The sequence below is a fragment of the Lysinibacillus sp. S1 genome (genome assembly GCF_044986265.1).
Classification (GTDB): Bacteria; Bacillota; Bacilli; order Bacillales_A; family Planococcaceae; genus Lysinibacillus; species Lysinibacillus capsici.
Map to the genome: position 1 here is coordinate 1,987,530 of NZ_CP173154.1, position 18,811 is coordinate 2,006,340.

Annotated in this window: 15 protein-coding genes; 2 read left to right on the plus strand and 13 right to left on the minus strand. The window is 38.4% G+C overall.

The annotated features are described in order from the left end of the window. The 3 genes from addB to ACHZEU_RS10185 all read right to left on the minus strand — a co-directional run bounded on the left by addB (position 1) and on the right by ACHZEU_RS10185 (position 5,040). Positions 1–3,510 carry a helicase-exonuclease AddAB subunit AddB gene (gene addB / locus ACHZEU_RS10175; RefSeq protein WP_404804465.1) on the minus strand — a complete coding sequence of 1,170 codons (3,510 nt, stop codon included), beginning with the start codon at positions 3,508–3,510 and terminating at the stop codon, positions 1–3. 328 nt (positions 3,511–3,838) lie between these two features. Further along, positions 3,839–4,477 (minus strand): TVP38/TMEM64 family protein, encoded by a 639-nt coding sequence (locus ACHZEU_RS10180; RefSeq protein WP_004227497.1) that lies wholly within the window; start codon positions 4,475–4,477, stop codon positions 3,839–3,841. 11 nt (positions 4,478–4,488) lie between these two features. After that, positions 4,489–5,040 carry a helix-turn-helix domain-containing protein gene (locus ACHZEU_RS10185; RefSeq protein WP_048392043.1) on the minus strand — a complete coding sequence of 184 codons (552 nt, stop codon included), beginning with the start codon at positions 5,038–5,040 and terminating at the stop codon, positions 4,489–4,491. Between the two features lie 124 nt (positions 5,041–5,164). Between ACHZEU_RS10185 and ACHZEU_RS10190 the strand changes: the two genes are divergently transcribed. Further along, complete coding sequence (locus tag ACHZEU_RS10190; protein WP_048392044.1) at positions 5,165–5,899, plus strand: AzlC family ABC transporter permease; 735 nt, start codon at positions 5,165–5,167, stop codon at positions 5,897–5,899. Further along, on the plus strand, positions 5,896–6,222 hold the full coding sequence (locus ACHZEU_RS10195; protein ID WP_048392045.1) for an AzlD domain-containing protein: 327 nt from the start codon (positions 5,896–5,898) through the stop codon (positions 6,220–6,222). Before ACHZEU_RS10190 ends, ACHZEU_RS10195 begins: the two co-directional genes overlap by 4 nt. Before the next feature lie 34 nt (positions 6,223–6,256). Here ACHZEU_RS10195 and ACHZEU_RS10200 read toward each other — a convergent pair whose 3' ends face one another. The 10 genes from ACHZEU_RS10200 to uvrA form a co-directional block, all read right to left on the minus strand. Further along, entirely contained in the window at positions 6,257–6,478 is a 222-nt protein-coding gene (locus ACHZEU_RS10200; protein WP_004227503.1) for a DUF2198 family protein, read from the minus strand. Further along, positions 6,478–7,659: a PDZ domain-containing protein gene (locus ACHZEU_RS10205; protein ID WP_048392046.1), complete on the minus strand. Its 1,182-nt coding sequence runs from the start codon at positions 7,657–7,659 to the stop codon at positions 6,478–6,480. The genes ACHZEU_RS10200 and ACHZEU_RS10205 overlap by 1 nt, the downstream gene beginning before the upstream one ends. A gap of 122 nt (positions 7,660–7,781) precedes the next feature. Beyond that, complete coding sequence (locus tag ACHZEU_RS10210) at positions 7,782–9,224, minus strand: S41 family peptidase (RefSeq protein WP_048392047.1); 1,443 nt, start codon at positions 9,222–9,224, stop codon at positions 7,782–7,784. Positions 9,225–9,445: 221 nt separating this feature from the next. Further along, complete coding sequence (locus ACHZEU_RS10215; RefSeq protein ID WP_048392048.1) at positions 9,446–10,033, minus strand: redoxin domain-containing protein; 588 nt, start codon at positions 10,031–10,033, stop codon at positions 9,446–9,448. Continuing rightward, positions 10,030–10,662 (minus strand): hypothetical protein, encoded by a 633-nt coding sequence (locus ACHZEU_RS10220; RefSeq protein WP_048392049.1) that lies wholly within the window; start codon positions 10,660–10,662, stop codon positions 10,030–10,032. The genes ACHZEU_RS10215 and ACHZEU_RS10220 overlap by 4 nt, the downstream gene beginning before the upstream one ends. Positions 10,663–11,312: 650 nt before the next feature. Next, positions 11,313–12,617: a murein hydrolase activator EnvC gene (locus ACHZEU_RS10225; protein ID WP_279493980.1), complete on the minus strand. Its 1,305-nt coding sequence runs from the start codon at positions 12,615–12,617 to the stop codon at positions 11,313–11,315. A 53-nt stretch (positions 12,618–12,670) separates the two neighbouring features. Further along, on the minus strand, positions 12,671–13,555 hold the full coding sequence (gene ftsX, locus ACHZEU_RS10230) for a permease-like cell division protein FtsX (RefSeq protein ID WP_004227513.1): 885 nt from the start codon (positions 13,553–13,555) through the stop codon (positions 12,671–12,673). Then, complete coding sequence (gene ftsE, locus ACHZEU_RS10235; RefSeq protein WP_016991524.1) at positions 13,545–14,231, minus strand: cell division ATP-binding protein FtsE; 687 nt, start codon at positions 14,229–14,231, stop codon at positions 13,545–13,547. The genes ftsX and ftsE overlap by 11 nt, the downstream gene beginning before the upstream one ends. A gap of 240 nt (positions 14,232–14,471) precedes the next feature. Beyond that, complete coding sequence (locus ACHZEU_RS10240) at positions 14,472–15,659, minus strand: DUF4097 family beta strand repeat-containing protein (RefSeq protein ID WP_066036284.1); 1,188 nt, start codon at positions 15,657–15,659, stop codon at positions 14,472–14,474. Positions 15,660–15,942: 283 nt separating this feature from the next. Next, a complete protein-coding gene (uvrA, locus tag ACHZEU_RS10245) occupies positions 15,943–18,810 on the minus strand; it encodes an excinuclease ABC subunit UvrA (protein WP_279493977.1) in 2,868 nt (955 codons plus the stop codon). Between the last annotated feature and the right edge of the window lies 1 nt (position 18,811).

Genomic DNA, 18,811 nt, shown 5'->3' on the forward strand with positions numbered 1-18,811 from the left:
CTATTCTATCTCCTTCCGAATTTTATCGACAATATCATTCGGCTTTGCTTGCATTAATTGACGATAGTTTTGTTTACCATCTGATGGATCAAATTGGCAAACCGCAGCAAATTGACAATAATCACATGCCGTTTTGGCTTTTAATTTATAGGGGCTAATGGCCGTATCACCAGATAAGATACCATTCCCTGCCTCCTGATGTTTACGACGAACAAAATGCTGCAACTTTTTCATATCATTGACAGGAACTATACGCGATTGTGACTCAGACGGTGTCCCATCTTTTTTCATATAGACAGGAATGATTTTTGAATGTCCGCTACTTTCTTCCAATTGCTCGTCCATCGATAAAATCGCTTCAGCATTTTCAGATAGCAAACCTTTCATTTTATACTGCTTTAAACGATCCTCTTCTATTTCACTGTCCGTCAAATCTTTATCCAGCTTCAGCATAGGATTATGGACATGGACATACAGTACCCCTGCTGGCTCTGCTTCACCTGAGAGCCAGTAAGAACTATTTTCCATTGCAACATCTAAATACGTTAGGACCTGTAAGGATAATCCGTAATAAACCTCATTTAAATCAAGGTCACGAGCTGAGGATTTATAGTCGACAATCCGCAAATAAGAGCGGTCATCTATCGTTGCACTATCCACTCTATCAATACGTCCACGCATAAACATTTTCTTACCACCAGTCAAATCAATCTCTAATGGTGGTAGCTGTTCATGTTGTCCAGGACCAAACGATGCCTCAATTGCAATTGGTTTGAAGTGTGATACATTTGCATGCTGTGTCAGTGCTGTCATTGTACGCTCAACAATTCGAATTAGCTTACGCTGAATATAGCGATAGCGGGCACTGGATAATAGGATTTGATGGGAAAAGACTGGAACAATTTGTTCTACTGCTTGACGTGCTAATTGTTTAATTTGCTTTGTTGTTAAACGAATCCAAGATAATTGCTGACGATGTGTTTCCTCTGTAATCCACTTTAATGCCTCATGGAATAAGTCACCCATTGCAAACGTTTCTAGCCGATACTCAGCTCGTTCTTCAAGACGTAGACCATACGTAGTGAAATGAGAAAAAGGACATCTGAAGTATTTCTCAATTCGCGACACACTGGATGTTAGCTTCTGACCATATAATTCCTGTGTAATATAGGTTTCAAGTGGCTCAGCCTCATTTTTATGGGTAATTGGATAAAGTACGCGGTCGAAAATGAGTGCCCAATACGGATCTTGTGTATAAAATCTTTGTAAAGCTAGCCATTCTGGCGCTAGTTCACGGCTATGTTCAGCTTGACGTAGCTGTACCATTAGATGTGCCAATGCAGTCCTTGGATGGCGTAAATATGGTAAAACATCCCCGTCTAGTAATTCAATTGGATCGACTACCACTCGTTCTATCGAAACACCACTTAATAAGCCAGCCTTTTTGTCATTTCCTATTATTTTCTTAATATAAAGTGAGGCTAGAAGTGCCTTGCCTTCCTCATCCGCCGTAGGATAGGTCATATACAATTTGTTAGATGGCGTTGTAATAGCGCGATAGAACAAGAAATTTTCCTGTAATAAACGATTAGTAGAGGTAGGAGCAAGCTCATAGCCAATTTGACTAAACCATTCACGTTCGATATCTGACAACAAGCCCTCATACTCYATYCGAKTTGGATAAACACCCTCATTTATTCCTCTTATAAAAGCGACTTTGATATTGGATAAACKAGCTAAATCAACAGTAGCCACCATTACTTCATCAAGGGTTGGCGGAATTCTTGAAAATTCTAATGTATCAAAGCCTTCATCAAGAATTTTGGCTGCTTGCTCTACAGACATCTCCTGCTCTCCAAACATATAAACGAATTGGTCAAGAACAGCAATCCATTCATTCCAAGCTTGTTCATGTTCACTTGCAGCTAATGCGTCACCTCGCTCTAGCTCACGATCTTTCATGGCTTGCAGTTTATCATATACCTGTAATGACTCTATAAGTTCAAATAAAGCAGTCGCAATATCTCTGCCATTTTTGGCGCTATCAAGCTTGTCTTGTAAAAGTTTTAGAGGTTGGCGTATTTCATCTCGAATGGCCTCGATTTCTGCCTGCATTGCACGCTCTTCATCTGTTTGTACACGCGAATGGAATTCTAGACCTCGATATTTTTTATAAAACCAACGTGCCTCCTCAAACCATCGTTCACCATAGATGCCTTGTGCCAAGCAATAATTTTCTAATCGATCTGCTCTCTCACGCCAAATTGTTAGCTCAGCTTGTAATGGGAAAAACAAATCGGTTTTGACACTACGGAAAACTGGCTCATATTTCCAATTCGAGGTCATAACCTCCAAGGCTGAACGACTTAGCTCTATTAATGGATGATGTAGCATTGTCTTTTTTGTATTTGTAAAAATAGGAATTTCATATTGTTGGAAAATACTTGTAATAAGTGGATCGTAGAGATCGGCTTGTCTATACAAAAGTACGATATCCTGATAGCGAAAACCGTCTTCTCTTGTCAGTTTTGTTATTTCCCGGGCAATCGCATGTATCTCTGCTCGACGATTTGATGCTTCAAGCACGGTTACATCTCCTGAAGTTTTTATCGTTTTGGGCTCCAAATCAGCAAACTTTGCCTCCACATGCTGTAAATCTTTAGAATGAAATCTTTGAGTCTTATAAAAATGTAATGGTAATTCAACATCAATGCCCTCTTCTTTTGCTATATCCTGAAGACGTTGATTCGTTAACGCTGCTTCATGGAATAATGCTTGTTCATCAAAGGCTTCATCCATATGATCAAATGGAAGGACGACAGTTACTTGCTTCGTTACCTTTAACAATTCACGAACCAGTTCTAACTCTCGCACAGTGAAGGCGGTGAAACCATCAATATAGATGGTCGCTTGCTTCATCGTTTCTGCATACTTCAGTTGCTCCGTTAAAATCGGATAATAGCCCTCGCTGTCAACATAGGTCGTACCAAGTCGTTCCTCCAATGCCTGCAAAACGACATGTAAATCATTCGCTTTCGCCTGCAATGTATTAGGTGCATCTATTGCCTTTAACGATTCCGTTACCTCTGCCAAGACTGAGCTATTGACGCTATAGCGACTAAATTCTCTTAAAAGGGTTTCAATTTCCTCCGTAAAGCCACGTTTTCCTGCTGCTTGTCGAAATAAGGAAAACTCGCTTTTTTGTTCCTCCAAAAGTTTACGTATAAGCATTCGATACCCATAGCCATTCACTTCTTTACGAGCAATACCTCCTGTTTCCTGTAAAACCAACCATGCTAAACGTTTAAACGTCATCACCTGTGCTCGAATCAAGCCTTGTAAACCATGCTTATTTGTCAGCTCATATTCCGTAGAATAAGACATTTGGTCAGGCACTATAATGAAAATTGGATGTCCCAATGGATCTGTCTTTAATTGCTCAACAATTTCCTGATGAATAAATGCTGATTTCCCTGTTCCCGAACGTCCTGAAACAATACGCAATGTCATTTACTTTCCCCCTCCTCATTAACTTGCTGTTGCGGGTGTCTCTCTTTTAATGAAATAAAAATTTGTACTTTTATTTGAGCGATTCTTTCGCTGAATTGATTACTTCTTATCTATTTTGGAGCGGCTTCTCCAGACTATTGATCGTTTCTCATCTATGGTGGAGCAGTTTTCCCAGCCTACTAAAAACAACATAAATCATCCATCTTAAATTCTATCGAAAAAAACTAGTAAATACTATCTATCAACCTTCACCTACCTATAAAAAGGTTTATTTATTACACAAAAAAGCAGCCTCTTCACATAATGAAAGAGGCTACAGTTTATTTACTTAACTGGCATGGTGGTCCTGCTTTTTCGTCAAATTTCGCGCTTGCTTTAAATCTCTTTCTACACGGGCATTCAAACGCTTCTCTATCAACTTACCGACCCACCACAAAATAACAATGGCCACAGCTGCAATTATCAATCTCACTGGGCTTGTCAAGAGCGATTTTAAATCATAGCCCAATACACTCATACCTAAAATCATGACAAACTTTCCTGCAAGCAAAACGATTAAGTAAAATTTTTTATGGATATGTGACAATCCCGCTACAATATTGACAATCACAGATGGTGTAAAAGGGAAGCAGAGGAGGACAAAAAGAGGGCTGATGCCATTCATATCCACCCATTTAATAAGCTTCTGTACTTTTTTACTACCTGTTAAAAATTGTAATCTTGGATGTTTGCCAAAATGACGCACAAGTAAGAAAACCGCATAGGAGCCAGCTACAGAGCCTAGCCAAGATAATAGAAATCCTAGCCATAAGCCGAATGCACTGGCATTCGCCACAACGAATACGACTAATGGTAGGAATGGTAAAAACGCCTCTAAAAACGGGAGCAGTAAACCAATGATTGGGCCGAACGTTCGATACTGTGCCGCAACCTGTTCAATATTTTCTACAGTAAACCATTCATTCAATATCGACACCTCTATTTATACTGTAAAATTAAATGAAAAATTGTTAACCCTTCTGAAGTATTGCGATATTCATGGGGTTGATGCCCTGAGAATACTAGTGTATCCCCTTCATCTAGTAATTCATGCATGTCTCCAGCAGAAATAACTGCTTGTCCTTTAATAACCATTACAGTTTCCTCTACCCCTTCTGTATGGGCTTCACTCCTACTAACTGCCCCTGGCTCCATTTCAACCTTATAAAACTCCCAGCCTCGCTCTGGATTATACGGAATTATGGAGTAAACACGATAGCGTCCCTCATCCTCATCTACATGTGGTACATCTTTACTGCTATAACGCATGTAATGGGCAGTTGGTGGCTGTAATAATGAAGAGAATGACATACGCATACCCGCTGCAATTTTCCAAATTGTTGAAACAGTTGGATTGGCCTCTCCTTTTTCGATTTGTGCAAGCTGTGCTTTACTGACACCTGTCGCTTTGGCCACATCATCGAGACTTAAATGACGTTGCTGTCTAATTTTCTTTAATTGAAATGCTAAATTTCGACTCATTTGTTCCATCTTTACTCACCAATTTCTATTGTTTATTTTATCAGACATATGTATACTTTAATAAACATCAAGAACTATCAAACAATTCCATCAATAGTATACATGGAAATTATCAAGAAAGGATGACCTATTTATGACAAGTACAACAGAGCTTCAACATGATGACACAACAAGCTCTTCCAATGACAGTTTTTTACAAGGCGTGAAAGATTGCGTGCCTACATTACTCGGTTATATTAGTATAGGACTTGCATTTGGGGTTGTAGGTTCCGCTTCAGGGTTATCTGTCCTTGAAATCGCGCTATTAACGATACTGATTTACGCAGGTTCTGCACAATTTATTTTTTGTGCACTTCTTTTAACAAGTAGCCCTGCCTCTGCTATCATTGTAACCATTTTCGTAGTGAATCTACGCCATTTATTAATGAGTTTAACATTAGCACCTCATTTTACGCGCTACTCCATGCTTAGAAATGTTGGCTTTGGTACATTATTAACGGATGAAACCTTTGGTGTAGCAGTCACAAAGCAAATGCAAACAGGTAAATTATATGGTAAATGGATGGATGGGTTAAATATAACAGCCTATATCTTCTGGATTCTTTCCTGTGTTACGGGTGCCTTTTTAGGACAGTGGGTAGCAAATCCTGAAAAATGGGGTTTAGATTTTGCCTTGGTTGCCATGTTTGTTGCACTTTTAGTTTTGCAATTGAGCAGTGTTGGTAAAAGTAAAATCATGCATTATATCAAGTTAATTGGCTATATGGCGGTTATTATGTACGGTCTTTCTTATGTAGTCCCTTCACATGTGGCTGTGCTACTGGCAACCGTGATTGTCGCAACAATTGGGGTGGTGACAGATAAATGACAACAACTTCTTATATGGTCTGGCTTATTATCGGCTGCGCACTTGTAACATGGCTACCGCGTGTCATTCCATTTATTTTTGTGCGTAGTGTAACACTACCTGATGTTGTGCTAAAATGGCTTAGTTTTATTCCTGTTTGTATATTAAGTGCTCTTGTCATTGAAAATTTAATAGATACTGAAAGCGGCAAAGTAGTGACACTTGATTGGCCAGTCTTTATTACATTTGTTCCTACTCTTATTATTGCCCTTGTCACAAAAAGCTTATCGATTACAGTAGTTGCAGGAGTAATCATTATGGCAGCAGTGCGATTTTTCATGTAAAAAGGTCAGTCCTATTGCCTGGACTGACCTTTCCTTATTTATTCATTTTACTTGCTAGCCAAAAGCCTACTGTTAATGAAAATGCATCGATAACGAAAATAATAGGTGGGGATGTATAGCCTGCATATACAGAGGCAGCAATAAGTGCAATGGCTAATAATAATGCAACATAGCGGTTATAGGTAATTCTAGTGAATAGTAATACCAATAAAGCTGGTATGAATAATGCTAGCATCATTTTCCCAAAAACGTCCATTATACTTCCCTCGGCTCAGCTAATAATAATCCAATACGGTAATGATCATTGCTATAAATCACATGTTGTGTTAAACGTAATTCATTGTTTCGGTCTAAAACCTCTAGACGACAATGAGCTGCGTTTAATTGCAGTGCTTCATATAACTCATTTTCTGTAAAAATTGACACACCATTTACTTTGCGGATACATTCTCCTGCAAGTAAGCCCATCTTCTCAGCAGGTGAATCAGGAAGAACAGCTGCAATAATAGCACCCTTCGTACTTGGCGCAACTGCATAATGATCTGTTTTTTCCTGTTGCGCAAAGTAGATAGCAATTATAATGCGGATAATTACACCAACAGCAAGTGTAATGAAGCCAATCACTGGCTCAAAATACGCAGCCAATCCTCCTATTAAAATAAGCTGTCCTAGTAAAAAGACAGGTCGGCCAATTTTTGGATACATGTAAGCTGGTAATTCCTTTCTTGTCAGTTTAGTAAAGCCAATGACAAGTGGAAATAACACAATTGCAAAGCTATTATGACCTATCGTAAACTGTGGCCAATATGGGAATATAGCCGAGATCGCATCACCAGGAATAACAAAGAAAATAGGTAATACCCATACATTTTTTGACCGATAGACAATTGCCTGCATACCCCGCTTCGTTTTCTCAATACAAGGTGTTGTAACCTTCATCGCCATACGTCGAATTAATAGCCCTTCTGCAATAACACAAAGGCCCGCAAGAATGGTAATTGTCACAATTGCGCCACTCTCTAAATGGACAGCCTCTACCGAAATTTCCCACCAGGAAAATGACCAATTGTAATAGGACATACCCCATATGGCAAGTGTGGCAATCCCCATTGTCAAAATAGGCGACATTGCATTCATGACAAACAAGATAAGTGCTACTATAGAAACTGCCGTTAAAATGATTAAAAATTCCTTTGGGACAGTTAGACCTGCTCCAATACTAATGATAGAAATAATTAGTGCATAGATCCACCCATCTTTCCATTGTCCGATTAGCTCCGTCCAGCCCCAAATAATACGTCTATTAAAATATTTACGCTCCTGTTTTACTCGACGATAACCTAAAATAATAGCAAATATTATGACTATATATAGTAATGGGTTGAGTAAAAAGCGGCCAATCGCTGTTACAATTTCTATTAATATCTCACTAACCATACGAACACCCMCCATTTCTATCTTGAATACTATGAATTTATTGTATCAAAGAACTACACGCTTTCGTAGTACAAACTCATAGAAASMTWTRTATTAWGRTATTTTTGTTCTGTCTGCGAGTTTTATTGGTCAATCGTATGCAGTAAAAAACTAGTGGCCATTTGGAATTGTTGGTCATTTTGACGATCGGCTTTAAAATCCTTTAACGTTTCGTTTAAACTATTAAAGAAAGTCGTGTCCATATAAAATTCATCTTCTGCTAGTTTTAATTTTTTCTGTTTACGATAAAGATTAACGGCCTCTGCGGTCGTTTCATCCATATAGCCATCTAAACGATCGATTTGATAGCCTAGTTTCTGCAAGGCGTTTTGTGAATAGGAAATCTCTTCACTCATATCACCCACTTTAAACTTACCTGTTAGTGGATGAAGTTGAAAAGCAAATAATTCATTTTGCTCAATCATTAAACTAGCTTCAATGCCCTGCCCATGAATCCATTCACGTTTTGGTGTTAGCCATTTGTTGGTTGATAATTTAAGCTCGCCGCCATTGGAAAGCTCCCAAGATTCTTGTACAGTCCCTTTTCCAAAGCTCTTAACCCCAACAAGTGAAGCGCGTCCCCAGCCTTTTAAAGCACCGCTTAATACTTCACTAGCAGATGCACTACCTTGATTTTGCAAAACAACAATTGGAATTTTATTCATCGTTTCTATATATTTTTCATCAAAGCCTTTTGTTTGCGTTTTTAATGGTTCCATAGCACCTTCCGCATTTTGCATATATGCAAATACTTTGCCATTGTCCAATACTGTGCTCAGTAGCGCTGCGACGCTATGTAAATAACCACCTGGATTATCCCGTACATCGATCACAATTCCTTCCACATCTTTACGAAGTAATTTACTCGTTTCTGCCACCCATTCATTGGCGGTTTTTTCACCGAATAATGAGATCACTACATAGCCAATAGCTGTATCTTCTACCTTCACTACCTCACTAGTTACCGTTTTATTGGAAATTGCTGCACGCTCCATCGTCATCTTAATATGCTTATCTTCACTTGGACGATAGACAACAATGGTTACTTTCGTTCCCTTTTCACCTTGAATTAAATGCATTAATTCACTCATCGTTTTCCCATCAATCCGTACCCCATCAACTTGTACAATTTCATCGAGTGAACGCATGCCTGCTTTCTCTGCTGGTGATGAGCGAACAGGTGACACAACGATAAACTTCCCTTTATTTTCGGTTAGTTCAATACCGATGCCTACTCGTTCTTCAGCTAGCATTTGCCGATGTTGCTCAGCCTCTTCCTTGGAGTAATACGTACTATAAGGATCTTTAATGGCATCAGCCATCCCACGAAGAGCCCCTTCCACTAATTCATCCTTTTTTGTACTGTATACTGATTTTTCTTCAATGATTGTCATAGCCTCACCAATAGTATCAACCTCCGTAACAGGCTCCTTTTTATCGCCAATATTAAACCAATCAAAGTAAATACCACTGCCCACCACCAAACTACTAAGTAGGACTCCGACACCGGCTGTTAATTTGCGCAAATCTTCCCTCCTCCGTCTCTTTTACTGTATGACTCTATTTTTTCAAACATACAAAATTACCTTTCAAATTTGTTAAGAGAGAATATTTCACTTTACACATGGATGTTGGCTGTTGATTCGCACGGATATACCTTGGTTCCCGCGAGTATTCACCTTGATTTCATGAAAAATAAAAAAATCTGCTTGTTTCCACTCTAGAAAACGAGCAGATTTTTTATGAATCAATCTAGTGCATCTACATAATCATTTAACATATCCACGTCCATTGGTCCTCTGATGGCGCGTTGAATGAGGCCCTTGGAATCAATAAAATAAGTGGTTGGAATCGTGATGACTTGATAATTCAAGCCAGCTTCATTGTCAGGGTCCAATAAAATAGGGAACGTTAGCTCAAAGCTATCTCTAAATGTCATCACTGTGTCCACTTTGGCATCAGCGGTCACATCACGTTCGGCTTCTGTTAAATTGACCGCTATAATTTCAACGTTTTTCTCTTTTGCATACTCATCATAGAAGCTTTGCATATGAGGCATTTCCGCCTTACAAGGTGGGCACCATGTCGCCCAGAAATTTAAAACGACTTTTTTTCCACGAAGATCGCTTAACGTGATATCTTCCCCGTCTAAGCTTGTTAAGGTGAAATCAGGCGGTATATCGCCTTTGCTTAAGCCGGTTTCTAGCTCCTCCATATCCTTACCTAGGGCCGATTTATCAATAGCACGTTCTTCGTCAATTTGTTGTTTTACATATGTACCAATCATCGCAACCACTAATAGCACAACGATCAGCAGTCCAATATTTTTTTTCATTTCTTACCTCCCACATTGATTCGTTCATGCTGAATAGTTAAGCCCAAACAAAGTAGTATTACACTGACAGCCACAGCTGTTTGCCCTATACCAAGCGGCTGGAAGATAGCCACTATCAAATAGCTAATTGTATAGAGTATGAGAGCTTGTTTCACCGCTACTAATCTCCATAATATGACGAGCGTGACTACACTTAGCACAGCTAATGTTATAACTTCACTTGATGTGTTGTTGTCATTAAATAGCACAGCAAGCATTTGATAAATGGATTGCGTGAGAATAATAGCCCAGCTACCAGCTATCATCTCTTGTTCCTCAAGCTGTAGACTCTGTCGCTTTCTCCATATTTGCAAAGATGCTACAATGACACCGAGAAGAACACCCATTGTTCCGCCATTAAAATAAAGCAATGTAATTGGATTGTTTACTACCGTTTTGAAATCTGTTACAAGCAAACTTAACTTCCAAACAATAATAAAGGTGAAAATGGCATCACTATATAGCTCAGACCACTTTTTAGAAAATTGTAAGCGCAAGATAAGCCACACAATAAAAAAAGTAATAAGTAAAGCGACTGCAGTAGCTGGTAAAGTTAATGTACGGATTGAGTACCACTCTGTATTTATCAATTCAACGAATCCTCCTCCGAAAGCATAGCATAGAACCTTTTTAAAAAAAGACTATTTCACACTGTTTTACGAAAATCTTCAGAAATAACAACAATAAAAATACCCCACTAAGTATATATTCATCATAACATAATTTAGAATCTTATAATAGCGATGAAACTTTCAATGGAATATTTCGTAAAATGAGAAAAGGGGAGGAATTATGCTTTCAAAGCGACTTATACTATGGATTGCTGCTATTTGTCTTAGTAATAGTGTTCTGATGCTGTACTCAGAGTATTGAACAAAGAATTTACTACAAGATTTTTTCTTAATAAAGATCTTCTAGAAATAGTAAATAAGATAACGATTTGGAAGTTGACAATGGTACCAATAAAAGCTTTGCATTCTCAATCGTGAAAATCCACGATTAGATGTTTGCGTTTAGACTTACGTACTTTGGAATTAAAAAGAACCTTATTAAATAACAAAAAAGCTGATGTTGTCTATCAATTGGATCTTACTTATTTTGACCATACATTAAAAATACTGTTCTGCAAAAATGGCTTATTGGCTATTAATGGGCAAACCTATAAGTTGGTGAATGGTGAAACATTCGATGAAATATTAAAAGCTATACACTAGAAAACGCTAGTGTATAGCTTTTATGTTTACAATGGAATATATTTCAGTGGATTTACACTGCCGACTGCTTGTCCTTTCCAAGGACCAATATGCACTTCAAAGTGTAAGTGTGGGCCAGTAGAGCGACCTGTACTACCCATGGCTGCAATTTGCTGACCTTGTGTTACTTCTTGTCCTACACTAACATTAAATGCACTTAAATGTGCATAAACGGTTGTGTAAATTTGTCCATCGATAGAGTGCGTTACAATGACAACATTACCATACGAACTAAGTGGTGCTGCGTAAGAAACAACGCCATCTGCTGCTGCCCATATTGGTGTTCCCGTTGCATTTGCAAGATCGACACCATAATGGAATTCAGGACCTGCTCCAAGATTTCGCCAACCATATGGTGATGTTAAGCGACCATTCGTTGGTTTTATCCAAGTTCCGTTTGATTGAGGCGCATGGACTGTACCACCAGATGATCCGCCACCATTGTTAGCAGCAGCAGCTGCTGCCGCGGCCGCTGCTTTACGTTTTGCCTCTTGCTGACGTGCAATTTCAGCCAAACGATTTTGTTCAGCAATAATTTGATCTTGCAATTCCTGACTTACTTCCAAAGCCTCTGAGTATTCTTTTTCAAGTAATACCTTTTCTGATTTCAGCTTTTCTTGCTCTTTTTCTAATTGGTCTACTAGTTTATTTTTCTCAGTTTTTTGACTGTCTAATGATGCTTTTAATCGTTCAAGCTCGGCTTTTTTACCTTCTAAGTTTTTACGTTTCTCTTCTACACTTTGCTTTTGCTCTTCTAATTTTTGTTTATCATCTTTTTGATCTTGAATAATTTGACGATCCGCTTCCAATAATGCATTAACTGCAGAGAAACGATCAATAAAGTCTACAAAACTATTAGAGCCTAGCAAAACATCTAAATAACTTACAGAGCCCCCAGCTTGAATGGCACGTGCACGTTCTTGTAACAATAAATCGCGCTCTTCAATTTTATGCAAAAGCTCTTCAATAGAAGCTTCTAACTTTTTAATTTCCTCATTTGTTGCCCGAATATCTGCTTGTACTTTTTTAATATTACTATTAGTTTTGTCGATTTCAGCGTTCAATGCTTGAATTTGATCTAAGATTTGTTGTTGCTTTTCTTGATTAGCTGTAATTGCATTTGATTTATTGCTGATAGATGAATTTAACTGATTCTTCTTTGTTTCAACTTGTTTCTTTTCTTCTTTTAAATCCGATAAACTTGTTGCATATGCTGATGGAGTTTGGATAAAAAGAATTAGAGCAGATGCTGCTGCAAGTGTTTTTAATATGTTTTTCGCCTTACTTTTCACCGATTGAACTCCCCTTCGACTATTCTTTTCTTTTTCACAAATATCCGTTGTGACTAAATTTTTAAAAACTTACGTACTGACATGAAACTTCCCCAAATACCGATCAGTACACCAATGAGTAACAGAAGACCGCTTACCTGATACACAAGTGGAGAAAAATCTAGTAATTGAACAAGCTCTCCTTGTAAACGTGGTGCAATAATTTTATATATATTGTGGTAAAGGGTCGTGACAACCGCAATCGGAATAATTGAACCTAAAATTCCAAGCCACATACCTTCTAATAAGAATGGGATACGCACGAATGAATTTGTAGCCCCTACAAGTTTCATAATTTCTATTTCATCACGTCGAGCTATAATCGTTATACGAATTGTGTTCGAAATTAAGAAAATTGCCGTAAATAATAACCCTAAAATAAGTACGATTCCTACATTACGACTAATATTTAAGAAGTTAAATAGTTTTTCAACTTTTCCTTCGCCATACATTACATCATATGTATACTCATATTTATCAATGGTTTTCGCAACTTTTGCTGTTTGCTGTGGATCAGCAGCTTTTACATAAATAACGTTACGTAAAGGGTTACTTTGTTCAAATAGTTTAAAATCATCACCGAAGTCTTTTACTAGCTTGGTTAACTCATCTTCCTTAGTGGAATACGTCATCTCGGAGACACCAGGCAATTTTTTGACTTTTTCGATGAGTGCTTTTTCAGCAGCTTCATCTGCTGTTTCATCAATTAACACTTTAATTTCGACATCATTTTCTAAATCCGTTGCTACTTTATTTAAATTCATCATAATAAGCGCAAAAACACCTACTAGAATGAGCGTAACGGTAACGGCACTGACAGAGGCAATGGTCATCCAGCTATTTCGACCAAGTGATTTGATACTTTCCCGGAAGTGGCGCTTTACTGTACTAAATTTCATAGCCGTATTCACCTCCGTGTTCATCACGGACAATTAAGCCGCCTTCAATTGCAATAACACGACGTCGAATCGTATTTACAATTTCACGGTTGTGGGTTGCCATTACAATCGTTGTCCCACGTGCATTAATTTCCTCAAATAAATTCATAATTTCCCATGATGTTTCAGGGTCAAGATTCCCTGTAGGTTCATCTGCAATCACCACTTTTGGGACATTGACGATTGAACGAGCAATCGATACTCGTTGCTGCTCTCCTCCTGAAAGTTCATTTGGAAACATTCTTGCTTTATGCTTCAATCCAACTAGTTCTAGCACTTCCATAACCCGACGTCGGATTTCATCTGGCTTTTCCTCTATTACTTCAAGCGCAAACGCTACATTCTCATAGACATTCAAACGAGGTAGCAATTTGAAATCTTGGAAAACTACACCAAGTTGACGGCGCAAAAAAGGGACCTTCTTATTCTTTAAAGTTGCTAAATCAATACCATTTACAATTATTTGTCCTGATGTTGCTTTTTCTTCACGGTACATCAATTTAATAAATGTGGATTTCCCTGCTCCACTTGGGCCAACTACATACACAAATTCGCCTTGCTTTATATTAACTGAAATACCATTTGTCGCAACAACACCGTTTGGGTATTTCTTTGTCACATTTTTCATTTCTATCATGATTAAACCACCTAAAACTCTCATCTATGTAAGAGGTATTTCTTTTACTATTATAGCACTCTATTTCTGTTTTTTTATTACAGTTTCATTTCAATCCGTGGCAGTTCCTTCTATTTCATTCTTTCCTTGCCATTATCCTTAAGAATATGACAAAAATAAAACAAGATTCGCCTCTATGTGCTAGGTCGAATCCTGTTTGAAAAGAAAAGCATTCAAGCTTTAACTTGAATGCTCCTACTGTTAAATTTGTTGTTCATCTGTTGTTGTGTAACGCACTAAAACAGCACCAGTTTTCGATTCACCCTCGATAAATAGGCGATTCGCATTTTCAACTTCTTTGTCGAAACGGACTACTTTGGATAAGAATTGATCTTGTGACTCCATTTTAGAAACATCCTGGATCCCCACATCCACTTTACCGAAATTCGTTACGACTTTACCGCTCAATGAAATTGTTCTTGGGACATATAATTCCACTGCTCCAGCAACTGTTTGAGCTTTAATTTTAGAAGAATTTGTCGAGCATGTTGTTACGACTACATGTCCATTGACAGACTTAGCTTCAACTTCATCCAATGCACCATCCAAATAAACACGCCCATTCAATGTTTCAGCCTCTAAATCCTTACCTCGAACATTCGTTAATTCAATGGAACCATTAGAAGAATCCACTTCAGCTTTTCCAAAATTAAATTTCGTACCTTTAATGGCACCGTTTAACGTTTTCACTTTTAATTCTTCAAATTCTGTATCCTGTAATGAAACACTACCATTCATTAGACGAACAGATAATTTTTCAAGTTTATCCTTTGGTACTAGCACCTTCACATTGACTTGAACAAGCTTTAATTGGCTCAAAATACGAAGTGATTGCGCTTCCTCTTTCACAACAAATTGCTCTAAGAAGTGATTACGAGTTTCTTCTTCACTTTCGTTCATCAAAGGTGCCTTTACCTTGCAAATCACCTGAATAGTTTCCCCTTCACTGGATTCCAATGAGAAGTTACCATTCGGTAATTCAACAATAATATTGTCCACATTGGCAGCAGCCACTTCTTCTGTATGGGTAAATTCAATTTTATCTCCAAATGGAGAAGCTACATCAAATTCCTTTACCTTTTTAACAGCCGTATTCATCATATCCATAAAAAGAGAACCGATTTGCGTTAAATCCTTACGAAAATCCTGCATTTCATCTTGGAAGTATTTCATAAAATCATCTTTTTTCTTGTCACCATCTTTTGATTTTTCTTCAAATAATGGCTCTTTTTCATTTGAAAAGGATTGCGTCTCTTTCGACACATCATTCATAACATGTTGAGTAGACTTGCCAGGTTGCTCTAATGCTTCTAATAATGTAATCGCCTCTTGTGCCGAAATTGTTCCTTTTTCTACAAGTTCTAAAATTCGTTGACGTTCATTTTGCATAAATAAATAGCCTCCCTCAGTTCGTTATACTATTTATACGATTCATCATGTGAAAAGTTTCACTGCAAAATTGAATAAATTGGGTCTTTTCATTTCAACATCGACAGGCTTTTACCTCTGAAGATTTTATTGCTCGTTTTTTAGATTAGTTGGATCACTTCTGACCTCTGTTTTAGTGGGTTCTTCACATTTCGAATCATTTTCAATCTGGATTGAGCGACTTTCCCCAATTTAAGATCACCTTTCAATCCAGATTAATCATTTCCGTTCGAATGTAAAACCCTTAAGACTTAGTAGCTTCTGCTAGCAATGCATCCATTCTCATACGATCACGTTCCAGAATTGGTTTTAAGTATTTGCCTGTATAGGAGCCTGCTACTTCTACTACCTCTTCAGGTGTACCAGTTGCAACAATCGTACCACCTTTGTCTCCGCCTTCTGGACCTAAGTCAATGATATAATCAGCTGTTTTAATCACATCCAAGTTATGCTCAATAACTAATACCGAATCACCGTTTTCAACAAGACGCTGTAAAACGACAAGTAAACGAGCAATATCATCGGCATGTAATCCTGTCGTTGGTTCATCTAAAATATAGAAGGATTTCCCTGTTGAGCGTCGATGTAATTCAGAGGCTAGTTTTACACGCTGCGCCTCACCACCCGATAAGGTTGTGGCTGGTTGCCCTAATTTCATATAACCCAACCCCACATCAACAATCGTTTGTAGCTTACGCTGGATCTTTGGAATATTTTCAAAGAACACTACTGCATTTTCAATTGTCATATCGAGAATATCTGCAATACTCTTATCTTTATACTTCACTTCAAGTGTTTCACGGTTATAACGTTTGCCGAGACATACTTCACATGGTACATAAACATCTGGAAGGAAATGCATTTCAATTTTAATAATGCCGTCACCACGACATGCTTCACAGCGACCGCCCTTAACATTGAAGCTAAAGCGTCCTTTTTTATAGCCTCGTACCTTTGCTTCATTTGTTGCTGCGAAAACATCGCGAATATCATCAAAAACACCTGTATAAGTTGCTGGGTTTGAACGAGGTGTACGACCAATTGGCGATTGATCAATATCGATTACTTTTTCAAGCTCATCGATACCTGTCACTTCTTTATGCTCGCCAGGCTTAACCTTTGAACGATTAAGCTTCTGTGCCAAAGATTTATATAAAATTTCATTTATCAGTGTAGATTTCCCTGAACCAGACACACCTGTCACTGCTACAAATAAGCCTAATGGAACATCTACTTTAACATTGCGTAAATTATTTTCCTTGGCACCTTTAATGGAGAGCTTTCGACCATTTGGTTGGCGTCTTTCAATTGGTAAAGGAATAAACTTTCTACCACTTAAATATTGTCCAGTTAAGGATTTTTCATTATTCATAACTTCCTGTGGTGTACCTGCTGCCACAATTTGACCGCCATGGACGCCTGCTCCAGGTCCTACATCGATGAGATAATCTGCAGCAAGCATCGTATCTTCATCATGCTCTACCACAATCAGCGTATTTCCAATGTCACGCATATTTTGTAATGTGCTAATCAGTCGATCATTATCTCGCTGATGCAAACCAATCGAAGGCTCATCTAAAATATAGAGGACTCCTGTTAATCGTGAACCAATTTGCGTAGCAAGGCGAATACGTTGTGCCTCTCCACCAGATAATGTACCTGCTGCACGACTCAATGTTAAATAGTCTAAACCAACATTCACAAGGAAGCCCAATCGTTCTTCGATTTCTCGTAAAACTAATCGAGCAATTTGCATATCCTTTTCAGTGAGATCAAGCTCTTTAAAGAAAGTGTCTGCTTCCTGAATTGAATATTGTGTGACCTCACCGATATGTTTATCAGCTACTTTCACTGCTAGCGTCTCAGGCTTTAAACGATACCCTTTACATGAAGGGCAAGCCTGCTGTGCCATGTATTTTTCCATCTGCTCACGAACATAATCGGATGTCGTCTCTTTAAAACGACGCTCAACATTGCGCACCACCCCTTCAAATTCAATCATTTGATCTCGCACATTGCCAAACTCATTTTCATAATGAAAGTGTATCTTGTCTTTTCCAGAGCCATATAAAACTTTATCCATCTTTTCCTTTGGCAAATCCTTCACAGGCACGTCCATTGGAATATCGTAATGATCACATACAGCTTTTAGTAATTGTGGGTAGTACTGCGAACTTGTTGGTTCCCATGGTGCGATGGCATGCTCTAACAAGGAACGATCCCAATCAGGCACCACTAAATCTAAATCTACCTCTTGTGTTGAACCTAAGCCATCACAGCTTGGACAAGCACCAAACGGACTATTAAATGAAAACATACGAGGCTCTAACTCACCAATAGAAAAACCACATAATGGGCAGGCATGATGCTCACTAAATAATAACTCTTCATGTTCCATCACATCGACAAGCACACGTCCATCTGCCAGGCGTAAAGCCGTTTCTAAAGAATCACTCAGACGAGCAGCAATCCCTTCCTTCATAACAACACGGTCCACTACTACTTCAATGGAATGCTTTTTATTTTTATCAAGTTCGATAGCATCATCTAAATCACGCAATTCCCCATCAATTCGTACACGAACAAACCCCTGCTTTTTTAAATCTTCTAGCAGTTTAACATGGGTACCCTTACGTCCAGAAACCATTGGTGCAAGGAGCTGCATCTTAGTTCTCTCAGGATAGGTTAATAAACGATCCACCATTTGCTCAATCGTTTGGGAAGTGATTTCTATGCCATGATTTGGACAAATCGGTTTACCAATACGTGCATAAAGTAAACGTAGGTAATCATAGATTTCCGTTACCGTACCGACAGTAGATCGTGGGTTACGACTTGTCGTTTTTTGGTCAATGGAAATAGCAGGCGATAAACCTTCTATGGCATCGACATCTGGCTTATCCATTTGTCCAAGAAATTGACGGGCATAGGCGGAGAGGGACTCAACGTAACGACGCTGGCCCTCCGCATAAATTGTGTCAAATGCTAGAGAAGACTTTCCAGAGCCCGATAATCCTGTTAAAACGACTAATTGGTCACGTGGAATTGTGACATTAATATTTTTTAAATTATGAGCACGTGCACCTTGCACGACGATTTCAGTATTTTTCACA

Coding starts and splice junctions, on each gene's coding strand:
- ACHZEU_RS10185 (WP_048392043.1), bottom strand. CDS start 5,040: ATGGAACAAATGAGTCGAAATTTAGCATTTCAATTAAAGAAAATTAGA.
- ACHZEU_RS10190 (WP_048392044.1), top strand. CDS start 5,165: ATGACAAGTACAACAGAGCTTCAACATGATGACACAACAAGCTCTTCC.
- ACHZEU_RS10195 (WP_048392045.1), top strand. CDS start 5,896: ATGACAACAACTTCTTATATGGTCTGGCTTATTATCGGCTGCGCACTT.
- ACHZEU_RS10200 (WP_004227503.1), bottom strand. CDS start 6,478: ATGGACGTTTTTGGGAAAATGATGCTAGCATTATTCATACCAGCTTTA.
- ACHZEU_RS10205 (WP_048392046.1), bottom strand. CDS start 7,659: ATGGTTAGTGAGATATTAATAGAAATTGTAACAGCGATTGGCCGCTTT.
- ACHZEU_RS10215 (WP_048392048.1), bottom strand. CDS start 10,033: ATGAAAAAAAATATTGGACTGCTGATCGTTGTGCTATTAGTGGTTGCG.
- ftsX (WP_004227513.1), bottom strand. CDS start 13,555: ATGAAATTTAGTACAGTAAAGCGCCACTTCCGGGAAAGTATCAAATCA.
- ftsE (WP_016991524.1), bottom strand. CDS start 14,231: ATGATAGAAATGAAAAATGTGACAAAGAAATACCCAAACGGTGTTGTT.
- ACHZEU_RS10240 (WP_066036284.1), bottom strand. CDS start 15,659: ATGCAAAATGAACGTCAACGAATTTTAGAACTTGTAGAAAAAGGAACA.